17 protein-coding genes are annotated in these 19,267 nt (G+C 70.1%); 1 reads left to right on the top strand and 16 read right to left on the bottom strand.

The window, feature by feature from the left end:
* Nucleotides 1-222: 222 nt before the first annotated feature.
* Entirely contained in the window at nt 223-636 is a 414-nt protein-coding gene (nusB, locus tag ACYVLP_RS18505; protein WP_460628805.1) for a transcription antitermination factor NusB, read from the bottom strand.
* Between the two features lie 46 nt (nt 637-682).
* Nucleotides 683-1,246: an elongation factor P gene (gene efp, locus ACYVLP_RS18500; RefSeq protein WP_452271460.1), complete on the bottom strand. Its 564-nt coding sequence runs from the start codon at nt 1,244-1,246 to the stop codon at nt 683-685.
* Between the two features lie 222 nt (nt 1,247-1,468).
* Here efp and ACYVLP_RS18495 point away from each other — a divergent pair, with 222 nt between their 5' ends.
* Nucleotides 1,469-3,535 (top strand): HelD family protein, encoded by a 2,067-nt coding sequence (locus tag ACYVLP_RS18495; protein ID WP_460629053.1) that lies wholly within the window; start codon nt 1,469-1,471, stop codon nt 3,533-3,535.
* Here the strand turns inward: ACYVLP_RS18495 and ACYVLP_RS18490 are convergent.
* From ACYVLP_RS18490 to ACYVLP_RS18425, 14 genes are all read right to left on the bottom strand, one after another.
* Nucleotides 3,505-4,398, bottom strand: a complete 894-nt coding sequence (locus tag ACYVLP_RS18490) for an intradiol ring-cleavage dioxygenase (protein WP_460628804.1) — start codon at nt 4,396-4,398, stop codon at nt 3,505-3,507. The genes ACYVLP_RS18495 and ACYVLP_RS18490 overlap by 31 nt on opposite strands.
* 137 nt (nt 4,399-4,535) lie before the next feature.
* Complete coding sequence (gene aroQ / locus ACYVLP_RS18485; RefSeq protein WP_460628803.1) at nt 4,536-4,973, bottom strand: type II 3-dehydroquinate dehydratase; 438 nt, start codon at nt 4,971-4,973, stop codon at nt 4,536-4,538.
* Nucleotides 4,974-4,983: 10 nt separating this feature from the next.
* Nucleotides 4,984-6,126 carry a 3-dehydroquinate synthase gene (gene aroB, locus ACYVLP_RS18480; RefSeq protein WP_460628802.1) on the bottom strand — a complete coding sequence of 381 codons (1,143 nt, stop codon included), beginning with the start codon at nt 6,124-6,126 and terminating at the stop codon, nt 4,984-4,986.
* Complete coding sequence (locus tag ACYVLP_RS18475) at nt 6,123-6,653, bottom strand: shikimate kinase (RefSeq protein ID WP_460628801.1); 531 nt, start codon at nt 6,651-6,653, stop codon at nt 6,123-6,125. The genes aroB and ACYVLP_RS18475 overlap by 4 nt, the downstream gene beginning before the upstream one ends.
* Complete coding sequence (gene aroC / locus ACYVLP_RS18470) at nt 6,647-7,867, bottom strand: chorismate synthase (RefSeq protein ID WP_460628800.1); 1,221 nt, start codon at nt 7,865-7,867, stop codon at nt 6,647-6,649. Before aroC ends, ACYVLP_RS18475 begins: the two co-directional genes overlap by 7 nt.
* Before the next feature lie 63 nt (nt 7,868-7,930).
* Nucleotides 7,931-8,629 carry a prepilin peptidase gene (locus tag ACYVLP_RS18465; protein WP_460628799.1) on the bottom strand — a complete coding sequence of 233 codons (699 nt, stop codon included), beginning with the start codon at nt 8,627-8,629 and terminating at the stop codon, nt 7,931-7,933.
* Nucleotides 8,626-9,492 carry a shikimate dehydrogenase gene (locus ACYVLP_RS18460; protein WP_460628798.1) on the bottom strand — a complete coding sequence of 289 codons (867 nt, stop codon included), beginning with the start codon at nt 9,490-9,492 and terminating at the stop codon, nt 8,626-8,628. Before ACYVLP_RS18460 ends, ACYVLP_RS18465 begins: the two co-directional genes overlap by 4 nt.
* On the bottom strand, nt 9,486-10,676 hold the full coding sequence (gene mltG / locus ACYVLP_RS18455) for an endolytic transglycosylase MltG (protein ID WP_460628797.1): 1,191 nt from the start codon (nt 10,674-10,676) through the stop codon (nt 9,486-9,488). Before mltG ends, ACYVLP_RS18460 begins: the two co-directional genes overlap by 7 nt.
* A complete protein-coding gene (gene ruvX, locus ACYVLP_RS18450) occupies nt 10,673-11,179 on the bottom strand; it encodes a Holliday junction resolvase RuvX (protein WP_460628796.1) in 507 nt (168 codons plus the stop codon). Before ruvX ends, mltG begins: the two co-directional genes overlap by 4 nt.
* A 3-nt stretch (nt 11,180-11,182) precedes the next feature.
* Nucleotides 11,183-13,855: an alanine--tRNA ligase gene (gene alaS / locus ACYVLP_RS18445; RefSeq protein WP_460628795.1), complete on the bottom strand. Its 2,673-nt coding sequence runs from the start codon at nt 13,853-13,855 to the stop codon at nt 11,183-11,185.
* Nucleotides 13,856-14,206: 351 nt separating this feature from the next.
* Nucleotides 14,207-15,301 carry an ABC transporter ATP-binding protein gene (locus ACYVLP_RS18440; protein WP_460628794.1) on the bottom strand — a complete coding sequence of 365 codons (1,095 nt, stop codon included), beginning with the start codon at nt 15,299-15,301 and terminating at the stop codon, nt 14,207-14,209.
* Nucleotides 15,298-16,368, bottom strand: coding sequence for an ABC transporter ATP-binding protein (locus ACYVLP_RS18435; RefSeq protein ID WP_460628793.1), 1,071 nt, complete (start codon nt 16,366-16,368; stop codon nt 15,298-15,300). Before ACYVLP_RS18435 ends, ACYVLP_RS18440 begins: the two co-directional genes overlap by 4 nt.
* Nucleotides 16,365-17,351: an ABC transporter permease gene (locus ACYVLP_RS18430; RefSeq protein ID WP_460628792.1), complete on the bottom strand. Its 987-nt coding sequence runs from the start codon at nt 17,349-17,351 to the stop codon at nt 16,365-16,367. The genes ACYVLP_RS18435 and ACYVLP_RS18430 overlap by 4 nt, the downstream gene beginning before the upstream one ends.
* Before the next feature lie 122 nt (nt 17,352-17,473).
* Entirely contained in the window at nt 17,474-19,249 is a 1,776-nt protein-coding gene (locus ACYVLP_RS18425; RefSeq protein ID WP_460628791.1) for an ABC transporter substrate-binding protein, read from the bottom strand.
* Nucleotides 19,250-19,267 lie beyond the last annotated feature (18 nt).

The raw sequence follows: 19,267 nt of genomic DNA, 5'->3' as shown, positions 1-19,267 counted from the left end.
AGGTCAGGGCAGGTCACAGCCGCTGGACCTCCTTCCCCGCCTCACAGGACGGTGGTTAAAGGACGTCGTTCGGCGCCGAGTCTAGCCGCCGGACGCCGCTGCTCCGAATCCGGCCCGCGGTCCGACGACGCGAGCCCGGGGAGAAGCACGAAGCCACCCGCGGGCGGGTGGCTTCGTGCGGCGGGCGCGGCGCGGTGCCGCCAAGCAGGCTCGGACCGCCGATCAGACGATCGTGGCCTTGACCTCGGCGAGCCGGCCCAGCAGCCCGTTGACGAAGCTCGGCGACTCGTCGGTGGACAGGTCGGTCGCGAGTGCGACCGCCTCGGAGATCGCCACGGCATCAGGGATCTCGTCGTTGTAGAGGACCTCCCACGCACCCATCCGCAGGATCGCCCGGTCGACCGCAGGCATCCGCTCGATGGTCCAGCCCTGGCTGTAGTCGGTCAGGGCCGTGTTGATGTCAGTCCACTTCGCCACGACTCCGCGCACGATCTCCGCGGAGTACGGGTTGTTGCCCACGCGGGACTCGGAGTCAGTGAGCCGCTGCTCGAGCAGCGTCTGGGCGTTCATGCCTCGCTGGTCGGCCTCGAAGAGGATGTCGAGGGCTCGCGAGCGAGCCTTGGTGCGTGCAGCCACGTGGGGGCCGGTCCTGTTCCGTGTGTCTCGTCGGGTCTCGTTGTGGTCAGTCGTTGACGCGGCCGAGGTACGACCCGTCGCGGGTGTCGACCTTGACCCGGGTGCCGGTCTCGAGGAACAGCGGGACCTGGATCTGCGCGCCTGTCTCGAGGGTGGCCGGCTTGGTGCCGCCTGTGGAGCGGTCGCCCTGGAGGCCCGGCTCGGTGTGGGTGATCTCGAGGACCACGGACGCGGGCAGCTCGATGTAGAGGGGGGCGCCGTCATGGGTCGCGACGATGGCGTTCTGGTTCTCGAGCAGGTAGTCGGCCGAGCCGCCCACCGTGGTCTCCGACACATGGAGCTGGTCGTAGGTGTCGGTGTCCATGAAGACGAAGTCGGAGCCGTCCTTGTAGAGGTACTGCATCGTGCGCTTGTCGACGTTGCTCGTCTCGACCTTGATGCCCGCGTTGAACGTCTTGTCGACGACCTTGCCGGACAGGACGTTCTTGAGCTTGGTGCGCACGAACGCGGGGCCCTTGCCCGGCTTGACGTGCTGGAACTCGACGACGGACCAGAGCTGTCCCTCGAGGTTGAGCACCATGCCGTTCTTCAGGTCGTTGGTCGAAGCCATCGTTGTCAAACCACTTTCGTATGCCGGCCGGCTGGGACGCGCGCCAACGGGCACGCCGGAGCCCCGGACGTTCTTGACTTGGGAAGTTGCCGCGCAAGTCTAGCCGCGCGGATCCCTGATCGAAGAATCGGCAGGAGGCGGCTCCCTCCGGCGGTGTAGGCTCGTGCCCTTTCGCCGAGCGCACGGGGCGTGAGCGTGAACAGGGTGGTGGGGGTGGTGACGATGCACGACGGATCCGGCGCACTCGCTGACGAGCAGCGCTACCTCGAGCTCGCCCGGGCCGAGCTGGCACGGATGCGGGAAGCCGCCCTCAGCCTCGATGCATCACGAGCGAGCGACGCCGTCTCGGGGGAGGTCCTCTCACGTGTGCTCGCGAGACGGATTGCATCGCTGCAGGACGACCCGCGCACGACGCTCTTCTTCGGTCGCATCGACCTCGACCCGCCGGGAGGCCCGGCCGAGCAGTTCCACATCGGTCGGCGCCACGTCTCCGACGAGTCCGGCGACCCGGTCGTCGTCGACTGGCGGGCGCCCGTGTCCACGGCCTTCTACCGCGCGTCGCAGAGCGACCCGATGGGCGTCGTGCTGCGGCGACGGTTCGGCGTCGACCATGGCCGGCTCACAGCCTTGGAGGACGAGCACCTGCGGGATCCGGGCCACGACGGCCGCGGCACCCTGCTCGCCGCCGAGATCGAGCGACCCCGCACCGGCCCGATGCGCGACATCGTCGCCACGATCCAGCCCGAGCAGGACGAGATCGTGCGCAGCGACGTCGGCGTCACCGTCTGCGTCCAGGGCGCGCCGGGGACCGGAAAGACCGCCGTCGGCCTGCACCGCGCCGCCTGGCTGCTCTACTCCTTCAGGGACCGGCTCGACCGCTCCGGGGTGCTCGTCGTCGGACCCAACAGGGCTTTCCTCGACCACATCGGCGCCGTGCTGCCCTCGCTCGGCGAGGTCCGCGTCCGCCATGCCACGATCGAGTCGCTGCTCCAGCACGGCACGGTGCGCGCGACGGAGGCCGCCGACGTCGCACGCCTCAAAGGTGACGCCCGCATGGCAGGTGTGCTGCACCGCGCGGTCTGGTCACAGCTCGTGCGCCCGACCGAGCCCCTCGTGGTCCCGCGCGGGGCGCGCAAGTGGCGCGTTCCGGCATACGTCGTCGCCGACGTGCTCGACGAGCTTGCCGAGCGGGGCGTCCGCTACTCCGCGGCCCGCGACCTGCTCCCGCAGCGCCTGGCTCACCACGTGCTGCTCGAGATGGAGCGTGACGGAGAGGCGCCTGACGACCGCGTCCAGGACGCTGTGGCGAAGTCGCCCGCGGTGAGGCGCTTTGTGGCGTCGGTGTGGCCCGCGCTGGACGCCGCCGCCGTGCTGCACCGCCTCTGGTCCGACGCGGACTTTCTGGCGGCGGCCGCAGGCGACGCCCTCACCGAGCAGGAGCAGGCCACGCTGCTCTGGCCCCGGCCGCCACGCACCAAGGGCAGCGCTCGCTGGAGCCGGGCCGACATGGCCCTGCTCGACGAGGTCACCGACCTGCTTCGGCGTGAGCCGAGCCTCGGGCACGTCGTCCTCGACGAGGCACAGGACCTGTCGCCCATGCAGCTGCGCGCAGTCGGGCGGCGCTGTTCCACAGGGTCGGCGACCGTGCTCGGTGACATCGCCCAGGGCACGACGCCCTGGGCGACGTCGTCCTGGCCCGAGGCGATGGCCCATCTCGGCAAGGCCGACCACGATCTCGTCGTGCTCGACCGCGGTTTCCGAGTGCCCGCTGCGGTCATCGAGTACGCCGCACGGCTCCTGCCCGCGATGGCGCCCGGGCTCGGTGCGCCGGTGTCGGTCCGCGACAACCCCGGCCGCCTCGCCATCCGAGCAGTCGCCGCTCCCGGCGCTCTGCTCGACGAGGTTGCCGCCCTGGTGGCTGCCGCGGCCAGGCAGCCCGGGTCGGTCGGCGTCATTGCCGCGGACGGCACGATCGAGGCGCTGTCCGGGGCGCTCACCGACCACGGCATCCGGCACGGCAGGCTCGACGACGAGCACGGCGACGACGAGGACCGGCAGGTGGAGGTCGTGCCTGCCAGCGTCGCCAAGGGTCTCGAGTTCGACCGCGTCGTCGTCGTTGAGCCGGCCGCCATCGCCGCGGCCGAGCCCGACGAGCGCACGGGGCTGCGGCGGCTGTATGTCGTGCTCACCAGAGCCGTGTCAGAGCTGACGATCGTCCACGCCGAGCCGCTGCCCGCCGACCTCGCGCCGCCCCCTCGTCACACGGCGATGGTCAGGGCAGCGATATAGCCCGTGGCCGGGTCGCCCGACATCGTGGCGAGCTGGTGGATCCCGCCGTCGTCTCGGAAGACCATGTCGGTCGCGAGGCTGACCCGCGAGAGGTTCTGGACGCTCTGCTCGTAGCCCGCCGTCGCGTAGACGGTCTCGCACGTCGACTGCGGCAGTGCGATCTGGGAGGTCTTGACGATCGGGCCGCTCGTGGTCGCGTCCGCGACGCTCGCGTAGACCTCGAAGTGGATGTGCGGCCAGCGTCCGTCGTAGCAGGCCGGATAGACCGAGGTGAACGTCGCTGTGCCGGTGTCGTCGGTGGCCTGCACGCCGCGAAGGTAGTTCTCGCCCTCCACCCCGCTGGAGTAGAGCGAGTACTGCCCGTCGCGGTTGCAGTGCCACAGGTAGACGGCCGCCCCGACCATCGCGGTGCTCGACGCGAGGTCCTTGACCGTGAGCCGGACGGTGAGCGGGACGCCTTCCGCGGTCGTGGTCGAGCCGCCGTAGCTCCGGCGGATGTCGGAACGGATGATCCCGGAGTCGTCGAGGACGTTCGGTCCGTTGGAGCCGTCCCCCGGGAAGGGTCCGCCGGTCTCGTCAGGCGCCTCGACGAGCGCGCCGCCCGCCGCCGAGGCGCTTGCCGACGCACCCCCGACGGCTGACCCGGCAGAGCCCGATGACCCCACCCCACTGGACGTCGCGACGCCCGTGGGAGTGCTGCAGGCCGCGATCGCTCCCGCCAGCCCGAGCCCGCCGATCAGGCTGAGGGCTCGGCGGCGGTCGAGGAGCGTCTGCAGGTCGAACCGCAGACCGCGGTCGTGGTCCTCGATCTCGATGCCGTCGTCGTCGAGCCAGTCGGATGCCGGGCGCTCGTGCGGTGCCATGGAGAATCCTTCCCTCGTGCGACCCGGGCGGGCCTGCCTGGCTCGATCCTGGAGGCCCCGCCGAGGGTGCCTCTGTCCGGCGGCTGTGAGGTGACTGTGGCCAGGGTGGTGGCGGTGACCCGAGTCCGGCCGGCGCCCTACACGAGGGCGCGCAACGCGAGCAGGTACGACTGGAGACCGAAGCCGGCGATCGTGCCGGTTGCGACGCCTGCGACGACCGACGTGTGACGGAACTCCTCACGAGCGGCCGGGTTGGACAGGTGCACCTCGACGAGGCTGCGGCCGCTCGTGGTCACGATCGCGCAGGCGTCGCGGACGGCATACGAGTAGTGCGTGAACGCGCCGGGGTTCAGCACGACGTCGGCACCGGCGTCGACGGCCTCGTGGAGCCAGTCGACGAGGACACCCTCGTGGTTGGTCTGGCGGCAGTCCGCGACGAGCCCGAGATCGCGCGCTTCGCGCTCGACCGCCTCGTGGATGTCCTCGAGCGTGTCGGAGCCGTACACCTCCGGCTCGCGCGTGCCGAGCCGGTTGAGGTTGGGGCCGGACAGGACGAAGACCCGCGGTGCCGTCATGCGGCGAAGTCTAGTGAGCGCTGTGCCCGCGAGTCGGGGTCTGCTGGTCGGTGTCGGGGGCGTGGTGGGCGACGAGGTCGTATGCCGCTCGCAGCAGGTCGTCACTCGGACCGACCAGCCGGTCGGGGTGGGCCAAGGAGTCGAGCACGACGAAACGCAGCGTCGACCCGCGGGACTTCTTGTCTCGCCGCATCGCCTGGTGCAGCTCCGCCCAGCGGTCGTCGCGGTAGCCGGTCGGCAGGCCGAGCGACGCGAGCACCGACCGGTGGCGCGCGACGAGGGCATCGCCTTGCGGCCCGGCGAGATGCCCGGCCAGGCGCGCGAGCTCGGCGACGTAGACCATCCCGACCGCGATCGCCTCGCCGTGCCGCCACCGGTACCCCTCGACCTGCTCGATGGCGTGGCCGAAGGTGTGGCCGTAGTTGAGGATCTCGCGCAGCGAGCTCTCGCGCAGGTCGGCGGCGACGACGTCGGCCTTGACCCGCACGGCCCGCTCGATGAGCTCGGTGAGGTGCGGGTTGTCGGCGCGCCGTGCCGCCACCGGGTCGGCCTCGACGAGGTCGAGGATCACCGGGTCGGCGATGAAGCCACACTTCACGACCTCAGCGAGGCCGGCGACAAGGTCGGCAGCCGGGAGGGTTGCGAGCGCGTCGACGTCGCACAGCACCCCAGCGGGCGGGTGGAAGGCGCCGACGAGGTTCTTGCCCTCGGCGGTGTTGATGCCGGTCTTGCCCCCGACCGCGGCGTCGACCATGCCGAGCAGGGTCGTCGGGACCTGGACGACCTTGACCCCGCGCAGCCAGGTGGCGGCGACGAAGCCGGCGACGTCGGTCACCGTGCCGCCGCCGACACCGACGACGGCGTCAGAACGGGTGAAGCCCTCGCGGCCCAGCGTTCCCCAGAGGTCAGCGGCGACGGCTGCTGTCTTGGCGGGCTCCGCGTCGGGCACCTCGGCGGTGGTGACGGCATACCCCTGGCGCCGCAGCGCGACGGCAACCCGGTCCGTGAGCTTGGGGAGAGTCGGGGGGTGCACGACGAGCACCCGGTCGACCCCGACGCCGAGGAGGCCGCCGACCCGGTCGGTCACTCCCGAGCCGATGACGACGTCGTAGTCCCCGCCGACCGAGATGGTCGTCGGCTCGGCCAGCGTCACGCCGACGCCCCTTCGAGCGCCGGCACGATGAGGTCGACGACCTCCTCGGGTGTCCGGCCGGCCGTGTCCACCGTCAGTGTCGCGACGCGGTGGTAGGTCGGGCGGCGGTGGTTCATCATCGCGACCCAGGACGCGCGCGGGTTGACCGAGAGCAGCGGTCGCGAGCGGTCGAACCCGATGCGCTTGCTCGCATCGGCGATCGCCACCTCGAGGAAGACCACCACGTGGCCCGCCAGCGCCTCCTCGGTCAGCGGGTCCATGACGGCACCGCCGCCGAGCGCGACGACGCCCCGCTCCTGCTCGAGCGAGCGCGCCACCTCGGCGCGCTCGAGGTCGCGGAAGAACGGCTCACCGTCGTCGACGAAGATGTCGGAGATGGAGCGGCCCTGCGCCGCCTCGATGGCGGCGTCGACATCGTGGAACTCGACGCCGAGCCGGTCGGCGAGCGCACGACCCACCGTCGTCTTGCCGGCACCCGGCGGGCCGACCACGACCGCGACGGGCCGGGCGGACGCTGGCGTCACCACGTGCGCAGCCCCTCCGGGACGGCGGCGAGGTATGCCGCATGGTTGCGCGAGGTCTCGGCGACCGAGTCGCCGCCGAACTTCTCGAGGCAGGCCTGCGCGAGGACCAGCGCCACCATGGCCTCGGCGACGACGCCCGCCGCAGGGACGGCGCAGACGTCCGAGCGCTGGTGGATGGCCGTGGCCGCCTCGCCGGTGGCGACGTCGACGGTCGCGAGCGCCCTCGGAACGGTGCTGATCGGCTTCATCGCGGCGCGCACCCGGAGCGGCTGCCCCGTCGACATCCCACCTTCGGTGCCCCCGGCGCGGCCGGTGCGCCGGACGATCGCACCCTCGACGAGGTCCATCTCGTCGTGCGCCTCCGACCCCCTGCGGCGTGCGGTCTCGAAGCCGTCGCCGACCTCGACACCCTTGATCGCCTGGATGCTCATGAGCGCCTGCGCCAGCCGGCCGTCGAGACGGCGGTCCCAGTGGACGTGCGAGCCCAGGCCCGGCGGCAGGCCGTAGGCGAGGACCTCGACGACGCCGCCGAGGGTGTCGCCGTCCTTGCGCGCCGCGTCCACCTCGGCCACCATCGCGGCCGACCCGTCGGTGTCGAACGCACGCACCGGGTCGGCGTCGAGTCGCTCGACGTCGTCGGGGGTAGGCACCAGGGCCCCGGAAGCGACCTCTGCGCGACCGATGGACACCGTGTGCGACACGAGCCGGATGCCGTAGGCCTGCTCCAGGAAGCGGGCGGCAACCTCCCCGAGCGCGACGCGCGCGGCAGTCTCGCGCGCGGACGCACGCTCGAGCACCGGACGGGCGTCGGTGTGACCGTACTTCTGCATGCCGACGAGGTCCGCGTGCCCAGGGCGGGGGCGGGTCAGCGCCCTGTTGCGGGCGATCTCCTTCTCCGCGTTGACATCGTCGGCGGCGGCATACGCCTCTTCCGAGACGGCCTCGGGGCTCATGACGGTCGTCCACTTCGGCCACTCGCTGTTGCCGATGCGGACCGCGATGGGCGAGCCGATCGTGACCCCGTGCCTGAGCCCGCCGAGGAACTCGACCTCGTCCTGCTCGAACTTCATCCGGGCTCCGCGGCCGTAACCGAGCCGGCGGCGCGAAAGGGCGGCCTGCAGGTCCTTGGCGCCCACCTCGACCCCCGCAGGCAGCCCCTCGAGGACCGCGACCAGCGCGGGGCCGTGCGACTCACCGGCCGTCAACCAACGCAACATGTCTCGATCCTCCCACGCTGGTTCCGGGCCCAGCCGGGCCGCCCGCGACGCGGACGGCGCGCGTCAGACGAGGTGGACCTCGGCGAACAACGACAGGAGGAGTCCGACGAGCATCCACGGGCCGAAGGCGATGTCGTCCTTCCTGGTGCCCCTGCGCAACAGCAGCCGGGAGAGGCCGTAGAGGCCGGCCAGGATGAACGCAGTCCACGAGGCCACGAGCGTCGTGGTCACGCTGAGATAACCGGTCGAGAGACCGACGAGGCCGGCGAGCGTGACGTCGCCGAAGCCGAACCCGCTGCCCAGCAGGGCGGCGGCGAGGGCGAGCAGGAAGTAGACGAGCCACAGCACGGCGCCGGCGATGGCCGCTCGGCGCAGCGCCCCCCAGTCTCCCGACGCCAGCGACGCGAGGGCGAGCTGGCCCACGAGCATCGGGTACGCCGGGTAGGTCAGCCCTCGGGGGAGCCGGTGCACGTCGGCGTCGATCCACGCCAGGGCGACCGCGACGAAAGCGAAGCCGAGGTATGCCGGCGAGAGCGCCCACTGCGACTCGGGACCGAAGCGCCACGCCAGCAGGCCCCACAGCAGGCCGAGCCCGACCGTGACGGCATACGTGGAGACGCGCGGCCCGCGGCCGGTCTCGTCGTCGAGCCGGTAGCCACCGGATGCGAGGCGGCGACGCAGCACCTCCCCCATCGCGAGCCCGGCCAGGGTCACCGCCACGACGAACCACCAGGGTGTCGCCGGCGACTCGACCCAGGTCATGCTCGCGGCGGTGGGGCCGGGCTCGAGCCGCGCCGGGCGAGCGCCTCGTGCAGCGCGTCGCGCATGGCGCCGAGCGGGGCCTCGCGGCCCGTCATGAGCCGGACCTGGGCGGCCGCCTGGTGCAGCAGCATGTCGGTACCGGGCACCAGGGTCCAGCCGCGCTCGGCCGCGGCCAGCTGGACCGGCGTCGTGCCGGCACCGTAGACGACATCGAGGAGCACTCGGGGACGCTGCAGCCGTCGCTGCACGACTGGAGGTGGTGCCGCCGCGGCCAGGCCGGCCGGCGGCACCGTCGAGACGATGACGTCAGCATCGGTCGGCCAGTCGCCGATCTCGACCGCGTCGACCTCCAGCCCCAGCGCTTCGGTCAGGTCGACGGTCTCGGGACGGACCGCGGCCCGCACCATGAAGGTCACACGGCCCAGTCCCGCAGCGGCGAGCGCGAGCACGGCCGATCGCGCCGTGGCGCCGGAGCCGACGACCACGGCGTGGTCCACGTGGGTGACACCGTGCTCGCCCAGGGCCGCCTGGATGCCTTCGACGTCGGTGTTGTGCGCGGACCAGCCAGACTCCACACGCACCAGCGTGTTCGCCCCACCGGCGGCGCGCGCCGTCGAGGACGCGTGAGCCGCAGCAGCGAGGGCCGCCACCTTCAGCGGCATCGTCAGGGACAACCCGCGCCAGGTCCCGTCCAGGCCCGCGAGGGCGTCGGCGAAGCCTGCCTCGTCGACCTCTCGCCGGTCGTACGACCAGTCGTCGAGTCCGAGCGCGTCGTATGCCGCCCGGTGCAGGACCGGGGACAGCGAGTGCTCGACAGGCCTCCCCCAGACGGCGCAGCGCGAGGCCGCGCGGCCGGTCAGCACTTGCCCTTGTTGGCGGCGCACCAGTCCTGGAACTCCTGGACGAACTGCTGGTGCTCCTGGTACGTCGTGGCGAACTTCGTCTCGCCCGTGTCGAGGTTGACGGTGACGAAGTACAGCCAGGGGCCCGCCGGCGGACTCGCGGCGGCGGTCAGCGCGCTCTCACCGGGGTTGCCGATCGGGCCGGGCGGCAACCCCGTGAACCGACGGGTGTTGTAGGGGTTGCTGCTGTCGAGCATGTCCTGGGTAGGCACGCCGCGCTTCTTGAAGATGTAGTTGACGGTCGAGTCGAGGCCGAGCGACATCTTCTGGGCGAGGCGGTTCTCGATGACCCGAGCCACCTTTGCCTGGTCCGCCTCGGTGCGGGCCTCGCCCTCGACGAGGCTCGCCACGGTGACCGTGCGCTCCATCTGGTCCGCCGTGATGCCAAGGGCATCGAGGCGCTTGGTCGACTCCGCGATCATCTGCTTGAGCTGGTCGACAGCTGAGGACGAAGGCCCGAACTCGTAGCTCGCGGGGAACAGGTAGCCCTCGATGTTGCCCTTTGCTGCGGCCGGCAGTCCGATCTGCTTCACCTGCTTGGCCGCCGCTGCGTACTGGGCGACCGGGATGCCCGACGCCTTGGACAGGCGAGCGAAGATCTCGCTGGCCCAGAGGCCCTCCGGGATGGTCACCCGGGTGACGATGCGGTTCTTGGGGTCGATGAGGATCGCGAGCGCGTCGGACGACTTCATCTGCTTCTTCATGTCGTACACGCCGGGCTGGATCCCGGCACTCTTGGGCTCGGCGTTGGCGGCTTCGATGAAGGCCTTGGTCGACTTGACGACGCCGGCGTCGACGAGGGCCTTGGCGATCGCGGTGCCGCCGGCGCCCTGCTCGACGGTCACCTTGACGTCGCCGTCCCCGGGGCCGGGGTAGTCGTTGGCCTCCAGGAAGCTCTCGACCACCGGGCGCAGTGCCTTGTATGCCACGGCGACACCGCCGCCGATCAGGGCGAGTGCGAGCACGATGACGAGGATCCGCCGAAGGACCGACGGCTTGCCCTTGGGCCGCTTGGTCTGCTTGCGTGCAGCCAGCTCGGCCTCACGTGCCTCACGCCGCGTCATCGGCGCCGGGGCCGCAGGCTCGACGTGCTCGAGAGTGTCCTCCTGGTCGCCAAAGATGGACGATTCGAGATGGTCCTTCATCGACGACGTTCCTTCTTCCTTTTCCCGCCGGGGGTGACGGTCTCCCCTGGGGGCCTGCCGGTGTGCGCCTCAGTGTCGAGGGCGCCCTGCAGGATGAGCACCGCGGCCGCTTGGTCGACCACAGCCCGCTGGCCGCGACCGGGCACTCCGCTGTCGCGTAGTCTGCGGTGCGCGTCGACAGTGGTCAAGCGCTCGTCGACAAGCCGCACCGACACATTACCCAGCGTGGCTGCCAGCTGAACGGCGAAGAGCCGAGCCTCCTGGGCGGACGCGCCCTCCTGGCCGGACAACAGCCGCGGCAGTCCGACGACCACCTCCACGGCACCCAGCTCCTCCACGAGCGACACGATTGCCGCAAGGTCGGACGCACCCGCGACGTCGCGGGGGACGGTCCGCACCGGGTGGGCGAAGGTCGCAGTCGGGTCAGACGCGGCGACGCCGACGCGGGCGTTGCCCACGTCGACGCCGATGCGTGCCCCCGGACGGGTGCGATGGGAGGACACCGGTCAGGCGCCTCGGCTCCGCAGCGCGTCCTCGACGGCTCCGAGCGCCATCGACACCTTGGTGGCGTCGGTGCCACCTCCCTGGGCGAGGTCGTCCTTGCCGCCGCCACCGCCACCCAGGGTCTGGGCGGCGATCTTGACGAAGGTGCCCGCCTTGAGCCCGGCCTGGCGGGCGAGGTCGTTCGTGGCCACGATGACGATCGGGCGTCCGTTTGCGACGGCAGCCATCGACACGAGCGCGGGACGCTCGTTGCCGAGCCGGGCGCGCACGTCGATGACCAGCGCGCGAAGCTCGTCGCCGGACACGCCCTCCCCCGCGTCGTGGCTCACGAACCTCACACCGGTGATGTCGCGCGCGCTGGCCACCAGGCCCGCAGCGGCGCCGAGGACCTGGGCCTGCCGGATGGAGGCGATCTCCTTCTCCGCGTCGCGCAGTCGGGTCAGGATGCCCGCGATGCGGTCCGGCAGCTCGTCCCGGCGCACGCCGAGCGAGTCGGTGAGCTGGCTGACGATCGCCGCCTCCCGGGCCAGATGGGTGTAGGCGTCCGCGCCCACGAGAGCCTCGACTCGACGAACACCAGAGCCGATCGACGACTCGCCGAGCAGCTTGACGACCCCGATCTGGCCGACCCGCGGGGTGTGCGTGCCGACGCACAGCTCCCGCGACCAGTCACCGATGGATACGACGCGCACCCGCTCGCCGTACTTCTCGCCGAACAGCGCCATCGCGCCCAGCTGCTTCGCGCTGTCGAGCGCCATGACGTCCGCGGTCACCGGCAGGTCGTCGAGCAGGATCGAGTTGATCTGCGCCTCGATCTGCCCCATCGCCGCGTCCGGCACCGCCTGCAGGGATCGGAAGTCGAAGCGCAGCCGCCCCGGGGAGTTCTCCGACCCGGCCTGCGTCGCGGTCGGGCCGAGCTCGTCGCGCAGCGCCTGGTGGACCATGTGCGTCGCGGTGTGCGCACGCGAGACCGACCGGCGCCGCACGACGTCGACCTCGGCCTCCGCGTCCTCACCGACCGCACCCTCGCCCTCGAGCACCGTCGCACGGTGGACGACCAGGCCCGTGATCGGACGCTGGACGTCCTTGACCTCGATCAACGCTCCGTTGCCGAGGCGGATGCGGCCGTGGTCGGCCTGCTGGCCACCGGACTCGGCGTAGAGGGGCGTGCGGTCCAGGACGATCTCGATGTCGTCGCCCGCCACGACGCGGTCCACGACGACGCCGTCCCGGATCAGCCCGCGTACTCGTGCGTCGGTCACGGTCTGGTCGTACCCCGTGAACTCGACGTCGCGACCCAGCGCGTCGGCGACCTGACGGTAGACCGTCGTGTCACCGTGCGCGCTCTTCTTGGCCTTCGCGTCCGCCTTGGCGCGGTCGCGCTGCTCGGCCATGAGCCGGCGGAAGCCCGGCTCGTCGACCTGAAGCCCTTGCTCCTGCGCCATCTCCAGCGTGAGGTCGATGGGGAACCCGTAGGTGTCGTGCAGAGCGAAGGCCTCCGCACCGCCGAGGGTCGTCGAGCCCGCGGACCTCGCCCGCGCGACCGCCGAGTCGAGGATCGTCGTGCCGGCCGACAGGGTGCGTCGGAACGCCTCCTCCTCGGTGTACGCGACCTCGCCGATCCGGCGGAAGTCGGTCTCCAGCTCGGGGTAGGACGCCTTCATGCGCTCGACGCTGACTGGGAGCAGGTGCTCGAGCGTGGGCGCGTCGACGCCGAGGAGCCGCATCGAGCGCACGGCCCGGCGCAGCAGCCGACGTAGGACATAGCCACGGCCCTCGTTGCCCGGGGTGACGCCGTCGCCGATCAGCATGAGCGCGGACCGCACGTGGTCCGCGACCACGCGGAAGCGGACGTCGTCCTCGTGGTTCGCGCCATAGCGGCGGCCCGTCAGGTCCTCGGCCGCCGAGATGACCGGGAAGATCTCGTCGATCTCGTAGATGTTGTCGACGCCCTGGAGCAGGTACGCGACCCGCTCCAGGCCCATGCCGGTGTCGATGTTGCGCTTGGGCAGTGGCCCGGCGATGTCGAAGTCTTCCTTCGACCGCACGGCGGACAGGTCGTCCTGCATGAAGACGAGGTTCCAGAACTCGAGGTACCGGTCACCCGCCTCCCAGTCGCGGTCGGCGCCGAACTCCGGGCCCCGGTCGATGAGGATCTCCGAGCAGGGGCCGCCCGGGCCGGGCACGCCCATGTTCCAGTAGTTGTCCTTCTTGCCGAGCCGGACGATGCGGTCGTCGGGCAGCCCCGCGACCCGCTTCCAGAGCTGGATCGCCTCGTCGTCCTCGTGGTAGACGGAGGCGTAGAGGTCCTTCTCCTCGAAGCCGTACCCGCCCTCGCGCTGGCTGCGCGTGACCAGCTCCCAGGCGAGCTCGATCGCGCCTTCCTTGAAGTAGTCGCCGAAGGAGAAGTTGCCGTTCATCTGGAAGAACGTGCCGTGGCGGGTGGTCTTGCCGACCTCCTCGATGTCGAGGGTGCGCACGCACTTCTGGACGCTGGTGGCCCGGCTGAACTGCGGCGTCTCCTGGCCGAGGAAGTACGGCTTGAACGGGACCATGCCGGCATTGACGAACAGCAGGTTGGGGTCCTCGTGAACGAGCGGCGCGCTCGACACGACGGTGTGGCCGCGGCTGCCGAAGAACGAGAGCCAGCGACGCCTGATCTCAGCGGTTTCCATGGTTGAGTCCTTGGGTGGATCGGGGGTGCAGGTGGGTCGGGGCGGGGTCAGTCCGGAGCGCCTCACTCGGGCGCGACTGACCCCCGGGGAGCTCGCCTCCACCGGCTCGCGCTCACCACTTGGAGCAGGTCCACCACGTGTCCGTCCTTCGACTCGCCGGCCCGGTCGTCCGCGCCGCTGCATTCAACCCTAACGGACCCGGACGGGCCATTCCCAGCGCGTTGTGAGCGCATCGGAGCCGTCCGCAGGCGCATCGAGCCACGCCGAACCGACCCGGTATGCCGCTGGGCCGGCTCCCAGGTGGAAGCCGACCCAGCGGCACAGCTGCGTGATGCGGTGACCGGCACGAGGTCAGGCGCTGTGCTCGACCTCCGCGACGAGGTCGGTCTTGACCTCGGGGAAGTGGCAGGCCTGGGTGTGCAGGCCGCCTTCGCGCCGGCCACGGGTCGACAGCTCGGCCTCGGAGGCCAGCAGCGGAGGCTCCTGCTGGGCGCAGATCTCCTGGGCCTTCCAGCACCGGGTGCGGAAGCGGCAGCCGCTCGGCGGGTCGATCGGGCTCGGGACGTCACCGACGAGGCGGATCCGCTCCTTGGGCGCGATGCCGCGGGCGACGTTGATGTCGGGAGCCGCGGACAGCAGGGCCTGGGTGTACGGGTGTTCGGGCGACTCGTAGATCTTCTTCTTGTCGCCGTACTCGACGATCTTGCCGAGGTACATGACTGCGACCTGGTCGCAGAAGTGGCGCACCACGCCGAGGTCGTGGGCGACGAAGATGAAGGCCAGGTCGAGCTCGTCGCGAAGCTTGGCGAGCAGGTTCATCACCTGCGCCTGGATCGAGACGTCAAGGGCCGAGACCGGCTCGTCGGCGATGATCAGCTTCGGCTCCACCGCCAGGGCGCGGGCGATGCCGATGCGCTGCCGCTGACCGCCCGAGAACTCCGACGGGTAGCGGTTGATGTGCTCCGGGTTGAGGCCCACCAGCTCGAGCAGCTCCTGGACCCGGGCCTTCTCCTTGCCCTTGTGCAGGCCGTGCACGTTCAGCGGGGTGGTCAGGATCGAGCCGACCGTGTGGCGGGGGTTCAGCGAGGAGTACGGGTCCTGGAAGATCATCTGGACATCGCGCCGGATGCTCCGCAGGTCCTTCTCCTTCAGGTGCGTGATGTCGCGGCCCTCGAACTCGACGGTGCCGGCGGTCGGCTCGTCGAGACGGGTGACGAGGCGCGAGGTCGTCGACTTGCCACAACCGGACTCGCCCACCAGGCCGAGGGTCTGCCCCTCCTTGACGGTGAAGCTGATGCCGTCGACGGCCTTGACCGTCGCGCGCACCATCTTCAGGCCCTGCACCTCACGGAACGGGAAGTAGCGCTGGAGGTCCGTGACCTTGAGCAGTGGGGCACGCGAGGCGTCGGACGGCGCCGGGGCCGGAACAGTCTCCTGGGTGGTCATCGGACTCCCTCGTCGTGCTGCAGCGTGGCCACGGGGTCGGCCAGGTGACAGCGGATCTCTCGGTTGGTCAGGCCCGGGGTCGGGCGCCACTCCGGCAGGACGGTGAAGCATGCGTCACCCTCGACCTGGTCCTTGAAGGCGCAGCGCGGGTGGAAGGAGCAGCCCTTGGGAAGGTTGAGCAGGCTGGGCGGCGCGCCCGGGATCGCCTTGAGCTCGTCGAGGTCCTCCGAGTGCGACGGCAGCGACTGGAGCAGGCCGTAGGTGTACGGCATCGACGGCTGCGCGAGCACCTCCTTGGCACTGCCCTTCTCCACGCCACGACCGGCATACATCACGAGGATGTCGTCGGCGGTCTCCGCGACGACCGCGAGGTCGTGGGTGATGAGGATGACCGCGCTGCCGAACTCCTTCTGGAGCTCGTTGACGAGGTCGAGGATCTGCGCCTGGACGGTCACGTCGAGGGCGGTCGTCGGCTCGTCGGCGATGAGCAGCTTCGGGTTGTTCACCAGACCCAGCGCGATCATCGCGCGCTGCCGCATGCCGCCCGAGAACTCATGGGGGTACTGCTTGGCGCGTCGCTGCGGGTTCGGGATGCCGACGAGGTCGAGCATCTCGACTGCGCGCTTGTCCGCGATGGCCCTGCTCACCTTGTTGTGCGCCTGGTAGGCCTCGGCGATCTGCTTGCCGACCTTGTGGAACGGGTGCAGCGAGCTCTGCGGGTCCTGGAAGACCATCGCCGCCTTCGTGCTGCGGATCTTCTGGAAGGTCGACTGCGGTGCCCCGACGAGCTCCAGGCCGTCGAGCTTGATGCTGCCCGTGATCTGCGTCCGCTTCGGGTTGTGCAGGCCCAGGACCGCCATGCTCGACACGGACTTGCCCGAGCCGGACTCCCCCACGATGGCGAGGGTGCGGCCGAGACGAGCCTGGTACGACAGGTTCGAGACGGCCCGGACCAGTCCCTCCTCGGTGGGGAAGGCGACCGACAGGTCAGAGACGTCGAGGACGACGTCACCGGCCTGGTGCGCCTCGGACGTCTGGGTCGGGATGACGTTGGCGGTTGCGGTCACGAGAGCCTCACTCGCGGGTCGATGAAGGAGTACGCGATGTCGACGAGGAGGTTCATGATCACGACCACGGTCGCACCGATGAGCACGGTGCCCATGATGACGGGAAGGTCCTGCGCGCGCAGTGCCTGCAGACCTCGCTTTCCGATGCCGTCGACGCCGAAGATCTGCTCGGTGATGAGCGTGCCGGTGAGCAGCGCCGCGAGGTCGAGTCCGAGGATGGTGGCGATCGGGCTCATGGCAGCGCGGAAGCCGTGCTTGAACAGCACCCGCCGTTCACCGATGCCCTTGGACCGCGCCGTTCGGATGTAGTCGGTGGAGAGCGTCTCGATCATCGAGTTACGCGTGTACCTGACATATGAGGCCGAGGTGACGAAACCGAGGATGAGCGCCGGCGCGAGCATTCCGGCGAAGTATGGTCCAGGTCCTGATGACATCGGCGAGTACTGCGGCAGGATGTTCCAGAGCACGACCGGGTAGAGCGCGACGAGCAGGGCGAGCACGTAGTACGGGATCGAGCCGAGCACCTGGGAGGCGCCGACGACGCTCCGGTCCGTGCCGGAGCCGCGGCGCACCGCCGCGAAGATGCCGAGCGCGACGCCGACCGTCACGAAGACGATGGCGGCCATGATCGCGAGCACGAAGGTGTTGGGGAACCGCGTGAACAGCTCCTCGTTGACCGAGCGCCGGGTCACGAAGGAGAACCCCAGGCAGGGAGCGCCGCAGTGGACGGTGTCACCGGCATAGACGAAGTCGCGACCGACGAACAGGCCCTTGAAGTAGTCCATGAACTGCACGGCCAGTGGTTTGTCGAGGCCGAGGCTCTGCGAGATCTGCTGGAGACGCTGTGGGTTGCATTTCGTCTCGGGACACATCGCGAGCGCCGGGTCTGACGGCGCGGCGAAGAACAGCAGGAACGCTGACACCAGCGTTGCCAGGATGACGCTCAGAGCGAGAGCCAGACGCCTGAGGATGTAGGTGAGCACGGGGTGGTTTACCTTCCCGGAACGAGGGTGGGCGCCGATAGTGGGGGCCCGGGATACCCGGACCCCCACCGCGGCTATCGGTTCAGATCTTGCTCTCCCGAAGGAGGGCTGTCACTGCCGTCTTACTGGTCCAGCCAGATCTGGGTGATCTCCGGCATGCCCTTGTTGGGGTTGTTCATGACGTTGTGGACCTTGGTCCCGAAGACCGAGTTGCCCTTGTCGTAGTAGTCCGGGATGGCCAGGAGGTAGTTCTCCGTGAGCCACTTGTCCATCTTGCCCCACTCCGGGCCCTGCTCCGTGATCGAGAGCTGCTGGATGCGCTTGATCTCGGAGTCGATCTTGGCGTCGGAGAAGTTACCGAACGTCGTGCCACCCTGCGAGAGGGCGATGGTGCCGACGGTGGGCGGGATGATCGAGTCGGCCGACGGCCAGTCGAAGCACCAGCCACGCGGCGACTGGAGCATGTTGTGCTTGCCCTTGGGGTCACCGATGAGCTTGCGACGCTCGGCGTTCGGGACACCGATGTCGGTGACCTTGAAGCCGGCGGCCTGGAAGGCCTGCTTGCGGACCTGGTTGGCCTTCTGCGCCGAGTCGTCGTCGTTCGTGTAGTAGTACGTGAGCTCGAACGGCTTGTCGGCGCCGTAGCCGGCCGCAGCCAGCATCTCCTTGGCCTTGGCCGGGTCGCCGTCGCCCTGGCCGTTCATCTTGAAGCCCGGAGCGGCCTCGGCCACGTAGGGCAGGTGGCCCGGGATCTGCGGCGGGACCATCGTGCTGGCCGGCGTGAACGAGTGCGAGGTCTCGCCGAGCGCCTTGTGCATCGAGTCGAACGGGTACGCCACGGCGATCGCCTTGCGGACCGCGATCGGGATCTTGCGGGCGTCCATGTTGACCATGATCACGCAGGAGGACGGACCCTCGACGAACTGCGCCTTCTTGTCGCCCTCGATCTGGGGGATCAGCGAGGAGTCGATCGGCGACCAGTTGAGCGACGTGGCGTCCTCACCGTTCGAGGCGAGGATGGCGGTCTGCGTCTTGAGGTCGTCAACGCCCCACTTGAAGTGGAAGCCGTCGGGGTAGTTGTTGCGCGCCGGGTCGGAGTTCGGGTCCCACTGGTCGTTGCGCACGAGGGTGAGCTCGGTGCCCGGGGTGTACTTGTCGAACTTGTACGGACCGGTGGCGAGCGGGTGCAGCTGGTAGTCGGCCTTCTTGTCCTTCGCCTCGGGGATCGGCGTGAACTGGTTGAAGGACACGAAGTACGGCAGCGTCTCGAAACGCTTCTCGAGGTGGAAGACGACGGTCTTGTCGTCGGGAGCCTCGACGCTGTTCCAGTTCTTGTCGCCCTTGTAGGGGCCCTGGTAGTCGGCGCCGTTCTTGAAGAACTCGCGCTGGTAGGTCGGGCCGTTGGCGGCCAGGTCGGGGTCGAACGAGCGCTTGGCGGCGAAGACGATGTCCGCAGCCTTGACCGGCGAGCCGTCCTCGTACTTCATGCCGTCCTTGAGGGTGAACGTCCAGGTGAGGCCGTCCTCCGACGCCTTGCCGAGGTCGGTGGCGAGGTCCGGAACGAGCACCATCTTGCCGTCACGCATCGTGAAGGTCGTCAGGGCGCGGTGCGTCAGCGAGAAGATGACGGCCGTGTCCTGGTAGAACTGGTCGCTCGGGTCCATGTTGGCCGGAACCGAGGAGTAGGCAACCGTGAGGATGCCACCCTTCTTGGCGCCCGGGACAGCCGGGGCCGGGCCCTTGGCGTTGGGGTCGAGGGCGGCGCCCGCCGTATCGACCGGCTTGTTGCCGCCGTTCGTGCCGCCCGCGCCACCGTTGTTGGCGGACGGGGCGCCGCAGGCCGCGACAAGGCCGAGGGAAGCGACGGCTCCCACGGTCAGGACTTTGGTCCAGCGCATTGTTGTTTGCTCCCTTTT

Source organism: Intrasporangium mesophilum (assembly GCF_054783095.1).
The sequence above is the reverse complement of the archived record's forward strand: the minus strand, read 5'-3'. Positions and strand labels throughout refer to the sequence as shown.

What these genes read in the sequence shown, in the direction of transcription:
- efp (WP_452271460.1), bottom strand. Translation starts at nt 1,246, where the DNA reads ATGGCTTCGACCAACGACCTGAAGAACGGCATGGTGCTCAACCTCGAG.
- ACYVLP_RS18495 (WP_460629053.1), top strand. Translation starts at nt 1,469, where the DNA reads ATGCACGACGGATCCGGCGCACTCGCTGACGAGCAGCGCTACCTCGAG.
- ACYVLP_RS18490 (WP_460628804.1), bottom strand. Translation starts at nt 4,398, where the DNA reads ATGGCACCGCACGAGCGCCCGGCATCCGACTGGCTCGACGACGACGGC.
- aroQ (WP_460628803.1), bottom strand. Translation starts at nt 4,973, where the DNA reads ATGACGGCACCGCGGGTCTTCGTCCTGTCCGGCCCCAACCTCAACCGG.
- aroC (WP_460628800.1), bottom strand. Translation starts at nt 7,867, where the DNA reads ATGTTGCGTTGGTTGACGGCCGGTGAGTCGCACGGCCCCGCGCTGGTC.
- ACYVLP_RS18465 (WP_460628799.1), bottom strand. Translation starts at nt 8,629, where the DNA reads ATGACCTGGGTCGAGTCGCCGGCGACACCCTGGTGGTTCGTCGTGGCG.
- mltG (WP_460628797.1), bottom strand. Translation starts at nt 10,676, where the DNA reads ATGAAGGACCATCTCGAATCGTCCATCTTTGGCGACCAGGAGGACACT.
- alaS (WP_460628795.1), bottom strand. Translation starts at nt 13,855, where the DNA reads ATGGAAACCGCTGAGATCAGGCGTCGCTGGCTCTCGTTCTTCGGCAGC.
- ACYVLP_RS18440 (WP_460628794.1), bottom strand. Translation starts at nt 15,301, where the DNA reads ATGACCACCCAGGAGACTGTTCCGGCCCCGGCGCCGTCCGACGCCTCG.
- ACYVLP_RS18425 (WP_460628791.1), bottom strand. Translation starts at nt 19,249, where the DNA reads ATGCGCTGGACCAAAGTCCTGACCGTGGGAGCCGTCGCTTCCCTCGGC.